At 60.3% G+C, this 17068-nt stretch carries 13 protein-coding genes; 6 read left to right on the top strand and 7 right to left on the bottom strand.

What is annotated here, in order from left to right; all coding sequences use genetic code 11:
* The first annotated feature begins 190 nt into the window (after positions 1–190).
* Both BM017_RS26585 and lpxO read left to right on the top strand, forming a co-directional pair.
* Positions 191–1534 carry an LPS O-antigen chain length determinant protein WzzB gene (locus BM017_RS26585; protein WP_092250178.1) on the top strand — a complete coding sequence of 448 codons (1344 nt, stop codon included), beginning with the start codon at positions 191–193 and terminating at the stop codon, positions 1532–1534.
* A gap of 258 nt (positions 1535–1792) precedes the next feature.
* Positions 1793–2692: a lipid A hydroxylase LpxO gene (lpxO, locus tag BM017_RS26580; protein WP_092250175.1), complete on the top strand. Its 900-nt coding sequence runs from the start codon at positions 1793–1795 to the stop codon at positions 2690–2692.
* A 16-nt stretch (positions 2693–2708) separates the two neighbouring features.
* On the opposite strand, the gene ligD is transcribed toward lpxO, so the two are convergent.
* Both ligD and BM017_RS26570 read right to left on the bottom strand, forming a co-directional pair.
* Complete coding sequence (gene ligD, locus BM017_RS26575) at positions 2709–5174, bottom strand: DNA ligase D (protein ID WP_092250171.1); 2466 nt, start codon at positions 5172–5174, stop codon at positions 2709–2711.
* Positions 5175–5177: 3 nt separating this feature from the next.
* The gene (locus tag BM017_RS26570) at positions 5178–6011 is read right to left on the bottom strand and encodes a non-homologous end joining protein Ku (protein ID WP_092250168.1); all 834 of its coding nucleotides are present in this window, start codon (positions 6009–6011) and stop codon (positions 5178–5180) included.
* A 185-nt stretch (positions 6012–6196) separates the two neighbouring features.
* On the opposite strand from BM017_RS26570, the gene BM017_RS26565 reads away from it, so the two are divergent.
* Together BM017_RS26565 and BM017_RS26560 are read left to right on the top strand one after the other, a co-directional pair.
* Complete coding sequence (locus BM017_RS26565) at positions 6197–6511, top strand: hypothetical protein (RefSeq protein WP_092250165.1); 315 nt, start codon at positions 6197–6199, stop codon at positions 6509–6511.
* 12 nt (positions 6512–6523) lie between these two features.
* Positions 6524–7681, top strand: coding sequence for a PQQ-dependent sugar dehydrogenase (locus BM017_RS26560; RefSeq protein WP_071495779.1), 1158 nt, complete (start codon positions 6524–6526; stop codon positions 7679–7681).
* A gap of 71 nt (positions 7682–7752) precedes the next feature.
* Here BM017_RS26560 and BM017_RS26555 read toward each other — a convergent pair whose 3' ends face one another.
* Both BM017_RS26555 and BM017_RS26550 read right to left on the bottom strand, forming a co-directional pair.
* On the bottom strand, positions 7753–8232 hold the full coding sequence (locus BM017_RS26555) for a nuclear transport factor 2 family protein (RefSeq protein ID WP_071495778.1): 480 nt from the start codon (positions 8230–8232) through the stop codon (positions 7753–7755).
* A gap of 53 nt (positions 8233–8285) precedes the next feature.
* Positions 8286–8849, bottom strand: coding sequence for a TetR/AcrR family transcriptional regulator (locus BM017_RS26550; RefSeq protein WP_092250162.1), 564 nt, complete (start codon positions 8847–8849; stop codon positions 8286–8288).
* 125 nt (positions 8850–8974) lie between these two features.
* On the opposite strand from BM017_RS26550, the gene pssA reads away from it, so the two are divergent.
* Together pssA and BM017_RS26540 are read left to right on the top strand one after the other, a co-directional pair.
* On the top strand, positions 8975–10318 hold the full coding sequence (pssA, locus tag BM017_RS26545; protein ID WP_092250159.1) for a CDP-diacylglycerol--serine O-phosphatidyltransferase: 1344 nt from the start codon (positions 8975–8977) through the stop codon (positions 10316–10318).
* Positions 10319–10669: 351 nt separating this feature from the next.
* Positions 10670–13639, top strand: a complete 2970-nt coding sequence (locus BM017_RS26540) for a hypothetical protein (protein ID WP_139216881.1) — start codon at positions 10670–10672, stop codon at positions 13637–13639.
* 51 nt (positions 13640–13690) lie between these two features.
* Here BM017_RS26540 and efeO (BM017_RS26535) read toward each other — a convergent pair whose 3' ends face one another.
* The 3 genes from efeO (BM017_RS26535) to efeO (BM017_RS26525) are packed head-to-tail and all read right to left on the bottom strand — an operon-like array spanning position 13691 to position 17059.
* A complete protein-coding gene (gene efeO, locus BM017_RS26535) occupies positions 13691–14509 on the bottom strand; it encodes an iron uptake system protein EfeO (protein ID WP_092250153.1) in 819 nt (272 codons plus the stop codon).
* A gap of 28 nt (positions 14510–14537) precedes the next feature.
* A complete protein-coding gene (efeB, locus tag BM017_RS26530) occupies positions 14538–15842 on the bottom strand; it encodes an iron uptake transporter deferrochelatase/peroxidase subunit (protein ID WP_092250280.1) in 1305 nt (434 codons plus the stop codon).
* Positions 15843–15856: 14 nt separating this feature from the next.
* Complete coding sequence (gene efeO, locus BM017_RS26525) at positions 15857–17059, bottom strand: iron uptake system protein EfeO (protein WP_092250150.1); 1203 nt, start codon at positions 17057–17059, stop codon at positions 15857–15859.
* Between the last annotated feature and the right edge of the window lie 9 nt (positions 17060–17068).

Raw genomic sequence — 17068 nt, 5'->3', positions numbered from 1 at the left:
TGTAGGAATATTTACGCAACGCGCGGCGAACATAGTTTAATGGGTTGGGATTTTTCATTACCCTGAGTTGTCAGATTGCTCCGAAGACTTGTACATCGGTGTCGCAGGGCGTTGCCCCTGGCCCTTCAACGGGCTTTCCAAACATTTGCGGTGATGGCCGTTTAATGTCATTTTTTTAGGTGAGCTAATTTTGAATCGAAACGTCCCGCTTCATGTGACTCCTTCTTCAGATGAAATTGACCTGTACGACCTCTTTCATTCGATCTGGCGGCAAAAAAGACTGGTCCTTGGGTGTGCGATCATTGCGGGGGTTTTGGGGGGCGGTTACGCGCTTTTGGCGCCCCGGACTTATGAGGTCAGCAGTGTATTGCGTCCTGCCGCGCTGAATGAGCTGGACGCGTTGAACCGTTCCGAGGTTTATAAGCTACCGCCCGCCGATGCGCTGTCAAAGGTGGGGTCGCAATTGGACTCTTACGAAACACGGCTGGAATTTTTCAAGTCGCACCAGCAATTGTTCAAGGCATTTCAGAAACCAGGCCAAAGCCTGGAGCAGTCTTTCGAAGACTTCAATCGCAACGCGGTCAACCTCATTCTGCCTGACCCCAAAAAGGCTGACTCGTTGAGCAGTTACATCCGCCTGGAGTTGCAGTACCCCGCCGATGTCGATGGTGTGGCGATTCTCAACGGGTTTGTCGATTACGCTATTAGCGCCGAGCGCGAGCAAGTGGGCGCGGACCTCAAGGTGATCGTCAATAACCGCTTGAACGAGCTCAAGGGCAAGATTGATGCCGCTCGCGCCAATTATGAGAACGAGAAAGAGTCGAAGATCGCCTCACTGCTGGAAAGCGACCGGCTCAAGCGTGCCCAGTTGCAAGATGAGCTCAGTGCGCTGCGTCTGCAGATGAAGATGGAGCGCAGTGATCGGCTGGCAGAACTGACCGAGGCCATCGCCATTGCCAAGTCCCTGGGAATCAAAACCCCGACGACGCCGTCGGCAATGGCGGATGCATCACGCGGTGGAAGCGGGCAGGTCATGCGTACTGAAGTCAACAACCAGAAAATCCCGCTGTATTTCATGGGCTCCAATGCGCTTGAAGCGGAGCGCGACGCACTCCAGCGACGCACCAGCGACGATTTCACCAACGCCCGCGTCGCCGAGATCGGCAAAGAATTGCAAATGTTAGAGGTGAACCGTAAGGTCGAGGTGCTGCGCAGGCGCGACAATGAGGACATTTTCCTGCAGGATGTCGAACCGCTGCGTGCCGAAGTCGCGCGGTTGCGCAACTTGAACATCGATATGAGCAACCTCAAACTGGTGACCATTGATCGTCGCGCCCAGGAGCCGCTGGCGCCGATAAAGCCGAAGAAAGCGCTGGTGGTTGCCTTGAGCCTGACTGCAGGGCTGGTGCTGGGGCTGGTCATCGCGTTGATCCGCTACGTTGTGCAGAATCGTGGACAACCGGCACCTTACTCGCCGCTGGAAGAGGGGCGTTTTTCCCGCCGAGAGCGCAAGGACGATGAACCTTTGCTGTAACAGCATCGCGCACAACGGCGGTTCATGCCCAGTGGTTGTGCGCCTTCGCAACATCCGTCAGAAGACAGCTTTTCACAATTCTTAGTTAACTTTTGGTTACAACCTGTGGCTAAATAACTGCAAAGGGCCACGCGCCGGGTGGTCACTCAGCCGGTCGTGCCGATTGTGTGAATTGTGATTTCAGGTGCTGCTATCCATCCTCGTCCGTTGTAGGCACGCAGGAGCAGCCTGTTCTCTTCTGACTTGTGACGAAATCCCTTGAAACTCATCATTGTTATTCTCTACGTTGCCTCGATTGCGTATGTACACCTGCGTGGGCGGGTGCGGCACAAGCTGGGGCGCCAACTCAGTGATCATTCGACCTTCCTCGCGCCGATCAACTGCTTTCTCTACCTCTTTTCCAGGCTGCCCAGCCGACCTTATCTGTCGCCCAGCGATTTCCCGGACCTGAGCCCGCTCCAGGAGCATTGGCAGGAGATTCGCGAGGAAGGCCAGAACCTGCTGCGCGCCGGCGAAATCAAGCGCTCGGAACAGTACAACGACGTAGGTTTCAATTCGTTCTTCAAGTCCGGCTGGAAGCGCTTCTATCTGAAATGGTATGGCGACAGCCACCCGTCGGCGATGAAGCTGTGCCCGCGTACCACCGAGCTGGTGCAGGGCATCGGTTCGATCAAGGCCGCGATGTTCGCCGAACTGCCGCCGGGGTCCAGGCTGGTGCGCCATCGCGACCCGTATGCCGGCTCGTATCGCTATCACCTGGGCCTGGACACGCCGAACGACCCGGGCTGCTACATCAACGTGGACGGTGAGAACTACTACTGGCGTGATGGCGAGCCGGTAATGTTTGACGAGACCTACATCCACTACGCGGAAAACACCACGCAGCAGAACCGCATCATTCTGTTCTGCGATATCGAGCGCCCGATGAAATACCGTTGGGCCGCTGCGTTCAATCGCTGGTTCAGCCGCAACGTAATGGCGGCTGCGGGCTCGCCCAACGATGCCGGTGACAAGACGGGCGGGCTCAACCGCGCCTTCACCCGGCTGTACAAGATTCGCTTGCGCGGCAAAGAGCTGAAAAAGCGCAACCGTACGCGTTATTACCTGGAAAAATGGGCGATCTTTGCAGGGTTGGCCGCCATTTTCCTGCTGATCTGAGTGCTTCGGGCGCCATTCACTCCGGTGGATGGGCGTCCAGTTTGTCCCACATCTTTTTGCTGATCTTCTGTCGATTGGCATAGCCGTCCCAGGGATCGTTCTTCAAGCCGTCCAAGCGCTGCTGCAGATTGGCGACGGTCCATTGTTGGGCCCCGCGCAATCCCTTCAATTCCTCGCGACTGACCGGTACCGACACCGGCAAACCTGGCCGCGCCCTTACCGAATAAGCGGCCACGGTACTGGCGCCCCTTGCGTTGCGCAGGTAGTCGATGAAGATCTTGCCCACCCGGTTTTTTGGCCCTGACGTCGCGGTGAAGCGTTCGGGCAGTTGCTCGGTCATGAATTGGGCAATCGCTTTGGCGAATGCCTTGACAGTGTCCCAGTCATCTCGGCGCGCCAGCGGCACGACCAGGTGCAGGCCTTTGCCGCCACTGGTTTTGACGAAGGCTTGCAAGCCCAATTCGTCCAGGACCGAGAGGGTGAGTTGCGCCGCTTCCAGCATGCTTTTCCACGGCAGTGCCGGGTCGGGGTCGAGGTCGAGTACAAACAGGTCCGGGGTTTCGATCTTGTCGACAGTGGCGCCCCAGGTATGAAACTCCACGGTGCCCATTTGCACCGCCCCGAGCAACGCCTTGGCACTGTCGACTTCCATCAGGCGCGCATGGCCGGGATCGAGTGCCTGTTCCAACTGCTTGATGTTGGGAATGGCCAGGCGCTCCGAATGTTTCTGGAAGAACTGCTCGCCGTCGATGCCTTCGGGTGCCCTCAGCAGTGACACGGGACGGTGACGCAGAAAAGGCAGGATCCACTCGCTGATGCTGTTGTAGAACTGCGCCAATTGCTCCTTCTGCATGCCGCTCTGCTTATCGATCACGCGGTCCGGGTGGGTGATCTTCACGGTGCCGGTGGTTTTTTTCGCAGATTTCATGGATTTGACCGTGCGCGGTTGCTCATGAATGACCTGTGCGGCCGGTTTGTCGGTGCGCATCGCGACAAACGCCGCCTGGCGGATCACCCCCTCACGGGTCCATTCGGCAAACTGCACTTCGCCGACCAGTGTCGGTTCCACCCAGTGCACGTTACGGGCCTGGGCGCTGGTCAGGGCTTTTTCAAGGGGCGATGACTTGCGCTCCAATGGCCTGAGTTGCGCATGGATCGCCTTCAGTGACGCTTGATCAAACCCGGTGCCCACGCGTCCGGCGTACACCAATCCCGAGATGTCATTCACTGCCAGCAGCAGTGCACCGAAACCGCTGCGCGAACCCTGCGGCCGGGTGTAGCCGACGATCACGAATTCCTGGCGCAGGCGGCATTTGAGCTTGACCCAATCGGTGTTGCGACTGGACACGTACGGGCTGCCCAGGCGCTTGCCGATGACACCCTCGAGGGCCAGGTCACAGGCGCTTTCAAAGATGTCCCGATGATGGGCAGTAAAGGCTTCGGAGAAGCGTAATAGCTTGCTTCTGCTGCCGGACAACGCAGTCTTCAGCGCTGCACGGCGATCTTCGACGGGGGCCTGGCGCTGATCCTGGCCATCCAGGAACGGCGCATCGAACAGGTAGTAGACAATGTCCAGGCTGCGTCCGATATCAAAGGCGTTCTGCAGCGCCTGGAAGTCCGGAAGGCCATCGCCGTTGAGGCTGACCACCTCGCCATCGAGCCAACTGTCCTTGAGCTTGAGGGCTTGCAAGGCCTTGGCCTGGCGCGGCAGGCGGTCGGTCCAGTCGTGGCCGTTGCGCGTGAACAGCCGCACCTCGCCGTCGCGGATGCGCGCAAGCATGCGGTAACCGTCGAACTTGATTTCGTACTGCCAATCGCCCTCGGGGGCGCGATCCACCAGGGTGGCCAATTGCGGGGTGAAGTGCTCGGGGAGGGCGACGCTGGTTTTTCGGGCTTTTGCGCGTGGTTTTGGCTTACTCAGCGAGGCGTCGCTGAGCACGCTGTCGGGCTGGGCCTGGACAATATCGTAGTCTTGGGCAGGTCGTGCCTGCGCGTCTTTTTCCTTGATCAGCAGCCATTGTTCCTTATCGCCGCTGCCTTTCAGGCGCGTGCGGACCAGTGTCCAATCGCCGGACAGCTTTTCGCCGACCAGGGTGAACTTGAGCTTGCCGGCGGCGTAGGCCTTGCGCGGGTCGTCATGGGGTCGCCACACACCGCGGTCCCACACGATGACGTCCCCGGCGCCGTATTGGCCCACCGGGATACTGCCTTCGAAACTGCCGTAGCTGAGAGGGTGATCTTCGACATGCACGGCCAGGCGCTTCTGCGTCGGGTCCAGGCTGGGCCCTTTGGGCACTGCCCAACTGAGCAGTACGCCATCCAGTTCCAGGCGGAAGTCATAGTGCAGGTTGCGCGCGTCATGTTTCTGGATCACGAAGGACAGCGCCGAAGCGTTGCGTGTTCCTGCGGGCGCATTACCCGCCGGTTCGCCGGTGACGCCGAAGTCGCGCTTGCGGTTGTATTCGCTGAGGGGCTTTGGCATGGCTTATGACGCCTTGGTGGTTTTCTTCGCGGCGGGCTTCTTGGCGGGTTTGCCGGCCAGGCTGCGCTTGAGTAACTCCGTCAGGTCGATCACATCGGCGGACTTACGCTCTTCACTGTCTTGGCTGGTTTCCACATCCTCGATCTTGCCGGCCTTGGCCTTCTTGGCCACCAGCGCCATGATCTTTTCCTGGAAGCTGTCGCGATATTCATCGGGCTGCCAGTCGGCGCTCATGTCGTCGACCAGGCGCTTGGCCATGTCCAGTTCACCCTTGGCCAGGCTGGGTTTGGTCACGTCGCTGCCCAGTTCCAGTTCGTCCAGGCTGCGCACTTCGGCGGGCCAGCGCAGCATCACCAATACCAGCGCCGACTCCAGCGGCATGAGTGCCGCCAGGTGCTGCTTGGTGTGCAGGACCACGTTGGCCAGCGCGACTTTTTTAGTCTTCCTCAGCGTTTCCCGAAGCAGCGCGTAGACCTTGCCACCGCGCTTGTCCGGTGCCAGAAAGTAGGGCGTGTCGATGTTCTGCAACGGGATCTGGTCACTGGCGACAAACGCGATGATCTCGATGGTCTGGGTCGACTTGGGGTGGGCCGAGCGGATTTCCTCTTCGCTGAGCACCACGTAGCGGCCTTTCTCGAAGGCCACACCCTTGACGATGTTGTCTTTGGTGACTTCCTTGCCGGTGGTCTTGTTGATGCGCTTGTAGCCCACCGGGTCCATGCTGCGCTTGTCCAGCCAGTCGAAGTCAACGCCCTGCGATGACGTGGCCGAGACCAGCGAAACGGGGATGTGCACCAGGCCAAAGCTGATGGCGCCTTTCCAGATAGCTCGTGGCATCGGTGCGACTCCTTGAGTAGAGGGGGTGTTCTGGTGACTCGGTGCCGATATGAAAAGTTTCCCCTGGCAGATGCGCGGACAGATCGTGTTACACCTGATGAGAAACTATTTAGTGTCGAAAGCCGAACCCAAGGCGTAGCGTGTTATCGAAAGCACGTACTCCTCACTCCCGAGAGGCTTTGTCAATGAACACTTGTATGCGTCACGTTGCAGCGCTGCTGTTGGGTCTGGCCCTGATCCCCGTGGCCCAGGCGCAAAACCTGCCCGGCAGCAACAACGCCAACAATGGCCCGATCCACCGGGCCAACCCCAACAGCATGCAGGGCACCCAGCCCAACGCGCCGGCGATTCGCGGGATTCAGACCGGGCCGACTACGCGCACACCGACCCTGGAAAACGGCGGCATTGGCAACAGCTACCCCAAGCGCGACGCTGCGCCCAGCCGCCCGGCCACCGAAACCAAAGCCCCCACTTATGATGCCAACGGCAATCGCCGGTAAGGATTCCGTCTTATGTTTCTACGCAAAACCCTGCTAGCCGCGCTGTGCGCAACCTCTCTGCTGCCGTTGACGGCCAGTTTCGCAGCCGATGCCCGGCAGTTCCCCAGTGAACAAGGCAGCATCACCGTCACGCCGATCGCCAAAGGCCTGGACCATCCCTGGGCCGTGGCTTTTCTACCGGACAAGCAAGGCTTCCTGGTCACCGAGCGGCCTGGCCACCTGCGTTTTGTCAGCCCGGACGGTAAATTGTCCGCGCCACTCACGGGCGTGCCTGAAGTGTGGGCGAAGGGGCAGGGCGGCTTGCTGGACGTGGTGCTGTCGCCGGACTTCAAGCAGGACCGCATGGTCTACCTTTCCTACGCCGAAGGTGGCGGCAAGGGCGGAACAGCCGGTACTGCGGTAGGGCGTGGACGTCTGGCGGCTGACCTCAGTGGCCTGACCGACTTCAAAGTGATCCTGCGCCAGGAACCGAAGCTGTCAACCGGCAATCACTTCGGTTCACGCCTGGCCTTCGACCGCGACGGTTATTTGTTTGTGACCCTGGGCGAAAACAACGACCGCCCGACCGCCCAGGACCTCGACAAACTGCAGGGCAAGGTGGTGCGCATCTACCCCGACGGCCGCGTGCCGGATGACAACCCCTTCGTCGGCCAGCCAGGCGTGCGCCCGGAGATCTGGTCCTACGGCCAGCGCAACCCCCAGGGCCTGGCGCTGAATCCCTGGAGTGGCACGATCTGGGAAAATGAACATGGGCCACGCGGGGGGGACGAGATCAATATCATCGAGCGCGGCAAGAATTACGGCTGGCCGTTGGCGACCCACGGCATCAATTACTCGCTGGCACCGATTCCCGAAGCCAAAGGCAAGACCGCAGAAGGCACTGTGCCGCCCCATCATGTCTGGGAAAAATCACCGGGTATCAGCGGCATGGCATTCTACGATGCAGACCGCTTCAAGCCTTGGCAGCACAATGTGTTCATCGGCGCGCTGGCCAGCCAGGAACTGATCCGCTTGCAGTTCGACGGTGACAAGGTGATTCACGAGGAGCGTTTGCTGGGCGCTTTGAAAGCGCGGGTTCGCGATGTACGGCAGGGGCCGGATGGCTTTTTGTATGTGCTGACAGATGAGGATGATGGCGTGCTATATCGAGTCGGCCTCAATCAGGACTGAAGCCGACAACAACCTGTAGGAGCCCGGCCTGGCGGCGATGGCGATTTCAGCAACGCCATCGCCGCCACGGTTTACAGACCCAGGTCAGACAGCCCCGGGTGATCATCCGGGCGCCGTCCCAGCGGCCAGTGGAACTTGCGCTCGCTTTCCTTGATCGGCATGTCGTTGATGCAGGCAAACCGATTGGCCATCAGGCCGTTCTCGTCGAATTCCCAATTCTCGTTACCATAGGAACGGAACCAGTTGCCCGAATCGTCGTGCCACTCATAGGCATAACGCACGGCGATGCGATTATCGGTAAACGCCCACAGCTCCTTGATCAGCCGATAATCCAGCTCCTTGGCCCATTTACGGGTCAGGAAGCCTTTTGCTTCTTCGCGGTTATGGGCGAACTCGGCGCGGTTACGCCACTGCGTGTCGAGGGTGTAGGCCAGGGACACCCGGTGGGGGTCGCGGGAGTTCCAGCCGTCTTCGGCCAAACGCACTTTTTCGATGGCCGATGCGCGGGTAAATGGCGGCAGGGGCGGACGTGTTTCTGCAGTCGATGACATGGGGGCAGTTCCTCAAACAATCAGGGTGTGTTGAAAGTTGCGCCGTTGTGCGATCAAAGTCCCAACAAGGTTTGCGCCATGCATTGCGCATTATCGGCAGCTGTTGAATCGCCCATCACCAGGGCAACGGTAATGGCGCCATCGATCAGGATCAGCAGGTGCGCGGCCTGCCGCTCAGGGTCGGGGGTGCCATGTGCTTGACACAGTTCGAGCAGGTACTCGAACAGTTTCTGTTTGTGGGCCTTGGCCAACTGGCGTACCGGATCCTGCGGGTCGCCGGTTTCGCCGCTGGTGTTGATGAAGGCGCAGCCGCGGAAATCGGCGGAGCCAAACCAGGTTTTAAGTGCATCGAACACCGCCAGCAGGCGTTGGCCGGTGCCTTCGCTACACTCCACCTCTGTGCGCAGCCACTGCATCCAGCGCTCGTCACGACGCTGCAGGGCGGCAATCACCAAATCGTCTTTATTGGCGAAGTAGCGGTAGATGCTTTTTCGCGAGACACCAGCGGTTTTCACCAGGAACTCCATGCCGGTGGCGGCGATGCCATGGCGATAGATCAACTTCTCGGTGACGTCGAGGATGATGTCGCGGGTTTCATTACTGGTCATATCGTTCATGTCGTGAACAGTAGAACGATCGTTCTTCTTGGTCAATTAAATTTTTTCCATGCGTCACAGCAAGACCTGGGCCCACCCATGGTGTAAGCTCGGGGCCTCTTCGGATTCGACCCATTGCGAGCCTTATGCCGTCGTTCTTCAAACGCTCCCTGTTGCCCAAACTGCGCGGTTTCCCCCTGACTCCTGATGCGATTGACGTGCTGTCCGGCGCTGCTGCCTATCGTCGCTGCCTGCTGGAGAAAATCTCCCAGGCCACACGGCGTATCTACATCGTCGCGCTGTATTTGCAGCAGGACGAGGCAGGGCAGGAGATCTACGACGCCCTGCACGCCGCCAAGGCAGCGCGTCCGGAGTTGGATATCGTGGTGGTGGTCGATTGGTTGCGCGCCCAGCGTGGCTTGATCGGCGCCGGCAAGCAGCCGGGCAACAGTGCCTGGTACCAGGCCATGACCCAGAGCCACAGCAGTGAAGTGCCGGTGTATGGCGTGCCGGTGCAAACCCGCGAGCTGTTCGGCGTGCTGCACCTCAAGGGCTTTGTGATCGACGACACGGTGCTCTACAGCGGCGCGAGCCTGAACAACGTGTACCTGCACAAGTTCGACAAATACCGCTACGACCGCTACCACCTGATCCACAGCCAACCGCTCGCAGACTCCATGCAGCACCTGGTGGAGCACGGCCTGGTGGCGTCCAAGGCGGTGCATCGCCTGGACCTGCCCAACCCGCCCACCACCCGCAGCCTGCGCAACGACATTGGCGACCTGCGTAGCCGTCTCAAGCACGCGGCATACGACACCACCGCCGGGCAATTGCCCAACGGCCATCTATCGGTCAGCCCGCTGCTGGGCGTGGGCAAGAACAATCCGTTGAGTCGAGTGATCCTGGAGCTGATTGCCAGTGCCCAGCATCAACTGACCATCTGCACGCCATACTTCAACCTGCCGCTGCCAGTGACCCGCGAAATCAACCGCGCCCTGGCGCGTGGCGTGAAGATCGATATCATCGTCGGCGACAAGACCGCCAACGACTTCTACATCCCGCCCAGCGAGCCGTTCAAGGTGATCGCCGCGCTGCCGTACCTGTACGAGATCAGCCTGCGCCGTTTCGCCAAGCGCCATCAGCGCGACATCGACCACGGCCAGTTGAACCTGCACCTGTGGCACCACGACGACAACACCTACCACCTCAAGGGCATGTGGGTCGACCAGCGTTACACCTTGCTCACCGGCAACAACCTCAATCCGCGCGCGTTTCGCCTCGACCTGGAAAACGCCTTGCTGATCGATGATCCCAAGAGCGAGTGGCTGGAGCCGAGACGTACCGAGTTGGCGCAGATTTTCCAGCACACCACGCGAATCGAGCGTTACCAGGACTTGCAGGCGTTGCCGGACTACCCGGAGGCGGTCGGCAAGTTCCTGCGCCGTGTCAGCCGGGTACGAATCGAGCGGTTGTTGTATCGGATTCTCTAGAGTCTCTGCCCGATTTCATCGCTGGTTTTAGGCGTCGGCTTATAGAACGGCTGCCTTTTCCCCTCTTACAGTGCCTTCCAACCGTTCAAGGAGGCACGGCTTTTCCCTCAATGGATTTGCCATAAAGAGGATAGCAACATGCCATCTATTCTTGCCCAAAGCGGTTCGGTCATCTGCGCGCCAGCCACTCCGGCGCCTGACCTGGCGCCCATGTCCCAACCTTCAATTTCCCTTGTCCCATCCAACCCCTGCGAAACTGTCCCTGAACGCCCCGGTACGCCCGCAATTGCGGCGCCCACCTGGACATTACCTATGTCGCCCAGTGCCACCGGCACTGTCGGAGACTCCACCTTGGCTGAGCGTCTGGCACAGGCCCTCGACAGCGGCCAGAATAGTGTGGCAATCCCTGATGACAGCAGTCTCGGTGCGGCCTTGGCCCTCTACCGCCAGTTGCTTGATCAACCGTCTTCTCAGTCCTGGTTCTCGCTCAAAGGCCTGGCAATGGACACCCTGACACTGCGCAAGGATCGCGTAGAGGGTTTCACCGCCGCGGGGGGCATACGCACTCCCGTAGCGTTCAGCAGTACTGACGACAGTGGCTGGGGGGAGGCGAGCCGGCATCTACGGGCGATGTGCAATGTGCTTGACCCCGACGATAAGGGCTTGCCTTGCGTCAGTCTTGATGAGCCTCGTATGCCCCTGCACGTCGTGCTGAACGCCTACGGCCTGGATCCCGGTGAATCCACTGAACAGAAGCGGGCACTCAAAGGCCAGGTGGCGGCGCATGGCTTGACGGTAGCTCCTCGGTTTTTGGCCGCGCTCGACGATGTGCGCGGCGTGATCAGTGACCTGGATGAGCGCGCTTTCCTGGCGAATTTGCTTGAAGAGCAGGTGCAGCCACTGGCGGATAGCCGTGCTACCGATTGGTCAACACTGAAGATCCAGCCATCGCCGGCCTCTGCCAAGGGTATGGGGCCCCACTCCAGCTACGATGTTGCCCAATTGCTTGAGCATAAGGGGTTGGGCGTACCTCGTACGGCTGCGGCGACCCGCAACGTCATTCGGTGGTTGCGCACAGTCCTGCCACCGGCCCCGCCCTTGGGTGATTATTCTGGGTTGGTCCCGCTACAACCGGGCGATCCGGACTACAAACCGCTGGCTACGCTCGCGATGTACACCCCGGCAACACTGAGTGCCGATCCCGACGCTCACCTTGGGAGGTTGAGCCAGGGCCCGGACGCTGTAGCGTTTGGCAACATCCTTGCTGCGGTGCTGCAAGGGCCTGCCGGTTCGATAGGCGGTTACGCGCTTTACAGCCCCAGCAATGCGGGACGCACCCTGGGTGAAGTCCGCCGGGCTCTGGAACAGTATTTGTGTGACAACAAGGCAATGGACCCAAGCCTTGCGTTCCTGGTGGCCCATGTGGCGCTGGCGAGGAAAGCCCCCGAGTTTCTGGTCCGGGACTTACCCGAGGGCATCAAGATCGGCACATCGGCCTGGACGGAATTGCGACTTGGCTGTGCGATGGCTGAACGCATGTTGCCAGGCACCTCCCGGATGATGGATGAGGAGCAGGTCTGCGCACTGACGGGCCTGGAGCCTACGTCCGATGGTCAACGCACCCTCATGCAGGAGCAAGCCCTTGGCATATTGCTTGACTGGGGAGTGCTCAATGGTGTCATACCGGACAAGCCTCAAGGCCGGCATACTCAGGAGGATCTCAAGAAAACGTCGAGTGTGTTCTCGCGGCAACGGACACTCTCGGCTCGTTCGTTCAACCGTTTGAGCACCGCCTTGCCGTCGCGCAGGCAGATGGCGACCCAAGAGTTGCTCAAGGCCGTGCCTCAGACCAGCCTCAGCCAATTGGAGGCGATGAAGGTTCATCTCCCCGACTCCGACGAACGCCGCAACCTGAGGCGCTCCGAACCGCGTACGCGCTCGCTGATCGAGGCGTACATGAGCGGCGATCTGACCAAGGACAGATGGGTCTTGACCACCGATATGTCCAACGCTGGCAAACGTTCGAATACCCCCTATCGGCATATTGATGAGTCCTCTACGAATTCGCCAGCGGCTCGACAAAATCTCAACGAAATCATCGAGCGGCTTCCCGCCTTGGACCCCCTACTGGAAAGCGCCGTCACCCGTCACCACAACGATCAAAAGATGGGCTTCGTCACCAAGCTCAAACTGATGTTCGCGGGGTTGCCGTTGGTCGATCGCCAGCGCATCGAACTGGGCAGTGTAGAACTGTTCACGTTGCGCAAGGCCACTGGCAAACAGCAGGTGTGGGAGTCGGACCAGGACCGAGCGGCGGTGACCGCGCGGCAGGGGATATTGATGCGTGTAGTTCACGACAATACTGTCACCTATTACGAAGTGCTCTACAGCGCAAACATCGTCAAGCACGACAGCCTTGAGGTAACGAATGCCCTGGATAAGGTGGCCTCGGACAGAAGCTACCTGGCAAAGTACAAATTGCTTGCAGACAAATACATCCGTCGCGGTCATGACGTCGGCCTGGATTTCAATGCGTATGCCAGCGGTGCACCGGCACGCGAAGGCGTCAGTTCTTCCGATGTCATTCTCGATAAAGTCGGTGTTACCAGGGGGCCGCGCCCACTCCCCGAAAACGTGACCAGGGAAACGTTTGTTCCTGATACCTATCAGTCAGACCGTATCGAGGACATTGCCGTTGAAATCACCGAACGCAATTTCTACGAAAGTGCCGAGGACATGCTTGCACGGGCAAAGGGCCAGTTACCCGTGGAAAAAAGCCGCGAGGCCCATGCGCGGGATGTCAACCTGCTGCTATCGCTGGTTCCCTTCGTCGGTGCCTATCAGGACTTTCGCGATGGTAATTTTGGCAAAGGCCTGCAAAGTCTGGCGTTGGACGGCGCAGGTTTGATGATCGGTGCGGGAGGCCAGGCACGGTCGCTGATCCGTTCGCTCAAGACCCTGGCAAAAAACACCAGCCGGCCGTCCATCGGCAGATTCAGCGCTCGCGTCGCCCCGAGCACCCCAAAGGTTGCCTGGTCCTGGAATGAACCCAAGGTGCGCTTCAGCGACGCCGCATTTGATTTTTCCAAGCAGACAGCACTGTTCTTGAACGCGGTCTTCAATCCGGTGGATGGTTATCCGCGCCTGATCAGTGCCGCGTCCAAAGGCCTGTCCAAGTTGTCCAGCCGGGGCGCTGTCAGTGCGGGCTTGAGCAAGGCAATGCCTCACCTGATGACGGTAGACGAAAAAATGCGCTGTTATTTTCTGGTCGGTATGGGCCAGGTAGACCCTACCAAACCGCCCGGATCGCAAGCTGCTTGAGCATAGCGACCGCTGCGCCGCTGATGGCTGAGCGGTCGCCGGGCCCCTGGGTCAGTTCAAACCCAACTTGCCACGCAACGTGGACAGGTCTTCCGCCAGGGTATTGACCGGGCCGACCAGGGCCTTGCGGTCGTTTTCCTTGACCTTGTCATAGGTCTCGAAGCCGCCGTCCTTGGTCTTGTACTTGGCCAGGATCTTGTCCACGCTGGCGAAGTTCTTGTCGACTTTGGCCAGGAAGGCCTTGTCTTGCTTCTCGATCTGGCCACGGAACAGGTCGACGATTTTCTTCGCTCCGTCGATGTTGCCCTGGAAGTCATACAGGTCGGTGTGGCTGTAGCGGTCTTCTTCGCCGGAGATCTTGGTGGCGGCGACTTCTTCCAGCAGCGCTGCGGCGCCGCCTACGACTTTCTCGGGTGGGAAGGTCAGGCCGTCGACGCGGGTCTTGAGGTCGTTGACGTCGTTGTTGAGCTTGGCGGTCAGCGCTTCCAGGCCCTTGGTGGTGTTCTGCGAGAACAGCGCGTATTCGATACGGTGGAAGCCGGTGAAGTCTTCGGCGGTCACGCCTTTTTCGTGGTCGTCGACGCGGGAGTCGATGGACGCATCGAGGTCGCTGAACAGCTCGGCGATCGGCTCGATGGACTCATAGTGCACGCGGGTCGGCGCATAGAGCTTCTTGGCGGTGGCCAGGTCGCCCTGGTTGATGGCGTCGGTGAACGCCTGGGTCTGGGTGACCAGCTCACCGATTTCCTCGGTGACGTAGATCTTGTAGTCCGACACCGGCCCTACCAGGTCCAGCGGTGCGGCGGCAGCGAAGGCTGCCAGCGGCGAAAGGGTCAATAACAACGACAACGCAATAGTCGACTTTTTCATGGGACGGTATCCGCTCTGAGTGTGTTTTTCAGGTATTGGCAGTGGTTTGAGGGTGCGTTGCAGCGAGCAGCGTGCGCCCGAGGAAATCCTGGGCCCCGGTGACGCCTGGCAAGGTGAAGAAGTACCCGCCGCCGACCGGCTTGAGGTATTCCTCCAGGGGTTCGCCGTTGAGCCGGGTTTGCACGCTGATAAAGCCTTTCTCCAGGTCAGCCTGGTAGCAGATGAACAACAGCCCCATGTCCAGCTGACCGTTCTTGTTGACGCCGTTGGAGTAGTTGAACGGCCGACGCAGGATCAGGTTGGCCTGGGTCTGCGGCGTGCGCGGGTTGGCCAGGCGGATGTGTGCGTCGAGCTTGGTCAGTTTGCCTTCCGGGTCCTTGCTGTAGTCGGGCACCTGGGTTTCGTTGTGGCCATCCATCGGCGCACCGGTGGGCTTTACCCGGCCGATGATGCTTTCCTGCTCCTGCAATGGGGTGCGGTCCCAGCGCTCGACGAAGTTGCGGATGATGCGCACGGCCTGATAGCTGCCGTTGGCCGCCCATGCCGGTTCGTCGCTGCCGGGCTGTACCCACACAATCTGGTTCATCGCCTTGTCGTCGTTGGAGTTCGGGTTGGCCGAACCGTCACGGAAACCGAGGAAGTTACGCGCGCTCTGGGCCGGCTCGCCGGGCTTGGCAGGCGCCTGGGGCGGTACGCTGCCTTCCTGTTTCCAGCGCACCAGCAGCAGGTCGGGCAGGTTTTTCACGATGTCGCGCAGGGCGTGGATATTGGTGTCCGGGGTGTTGGAGCTGAACTGCAGGCTCAGGTCGCCATGGCACTGCGCCGGCTCGAGCGCATCGTTGGGGAAACCGACCATGCGAGTCAGGCGCTTGGGTTTGGCTTTGGCGAGCCCGAAGCGCTCATCGAACAGTGACTCGCCGACAGAAACGGTGATGGTCAGGTTATCCGGCGTGACTACCGGGCCGAGGATGCCGGAGTCGGTGGGCGGCAGTTTCGGATCGACTTGCGGCACGGTGCCGCCGGTCATCAGGAAGGCGATGCGTTCGCTCAGGGTACGGAACAGGCGCTCCAGGTCGTCACGGTCGCTGGCCAGCACGTCGAACGCCACGATCATGCCGCAGGCCGGGCGTGGGGTGACGATACCGCTCTGGTGTTTGCCGAAGAAGTCGTGGTGGTCCTGGGTCTTGTCACTGCGCGGTGCGGTGGTGACTTGCTCCGTCGCAGCGGCCATGGCCGGGCAGGTCAGGGCGCTGCCGGCAATCGCGGCACCGGTGGCGGCCATGCCCAGCAGGACACGGCGACGCTGAAGGTTGGTGTGTTCTGAATCACTCATGTGTGCGGTCGTCTTCACTGCAGGCCGGAAAGGCCAAGGGCGGGGTCGATTCCATCGAGTGCAACGGCCAGAGCCTTGGCCTTGTCGGCGATCTGCTTGCGCTGATCGGCGGTTACGGTGTCGTAGGTGGCGTAGCCCTTGTCGACCTTGAAGCCTTGCAGTTCGCCATCGAAGGCGGCGAGGGCGCTGTCGATTTCAGGCAACAGGTCGGCGGCGGACTTGGTCAGCAGCGGGCGCATCAGCTCCACCACCTTGTGGGCGGCTTCCAGGTTGGCGGCGAAACCATTCAGGTCGACATGGCTGTAGCGTTCTTCTTCACCGCTGATGGCGCGTACATCGGCAAGGCTGTTGAGGTTGCGCACCACGATGCTGACCAGTTGCTCCGGTGGCAGGGACTGGGCCAGCAGTTGTTGTTTGAGGGCGCTGACGTCGGTCAGCAGGCGCTGGGCAACCGGCGCCAGGCCGTCAAGGCTGCGTTGCTGGAACAGGCTGTATTCCAGGCGGTGGAAGCCGCTGAAGGCCGGGTCCTGTTCGCGTTTTTCAAAATAGTCGGCACGAGCGTTGATCGCGTTGTCCAGTTGCGCGAGGCGTTGCGATGCCGGAGCCAGGCGCTGGTAAGCCTCCCGAGCCGGTAGGTAGAGTGCTTGGGCCTGGGCCAGGTCGCCACGGTCGATGGCCTGTTGCAACGCGGTTACCGCCTTGACCAGTGCGCTGCCTTGGCCGCTCAAGTACACGCGGAATTCCGACAATGGGCCAATGAACGCCACCATCGACGGTTTGGCCTTGGCCTGGGCGTCGGACTCGGCGGTCGGTGTTACGTGCAAGGTGCCACGCGGATTGCTCAGCAGGCCGCAGGTGATCGCGTAGTCACCGGGCAACAGGTTGGCGTTGATCACCTGGCTCAGGCCGGGAGCGATGTTTTCCCGTTCTTCGACCACCAGCACGCCGTCCAGGATCTCCCATTCCACCGCACGATCGGAGCGGTTGATGATGCGGAAGCTGGCGTGGCCGGCGGGGACCGTCAATTCATTCGGCTCGCAAGCGTGGCCGTGAATGGTCACGGCGATTTCATTGTGGTTGGTCTGTCGTTTGCTGGCTGCCAGTTGCGAGGCGTAATAGAACAGGCCGCCGGCGGCGATCATCACGACCACCGAGCCCGCCACGGCCCAGCGCAGGGCGCGAGGTGGCGAAGCCGGTTGAGGGGTTGGGTTGGACAAGAGACGGTC

This window comes from Pseudomonas sp. NFPP04, from assembly GCF_900113815.1.
Classification (GTDB): domain Bacteria; phylum Pseudomonadota; class Gammaproteobacteria; order Pseudomonadales; family Pseudomonadaceae; genus Aquipseudomonas; species Aquipseudomonas extremorientalis.
Note: the sequence above shows the minus strand (reverse complement) of the source record. Positions and strands in the feature narration are given on the sequence as shown.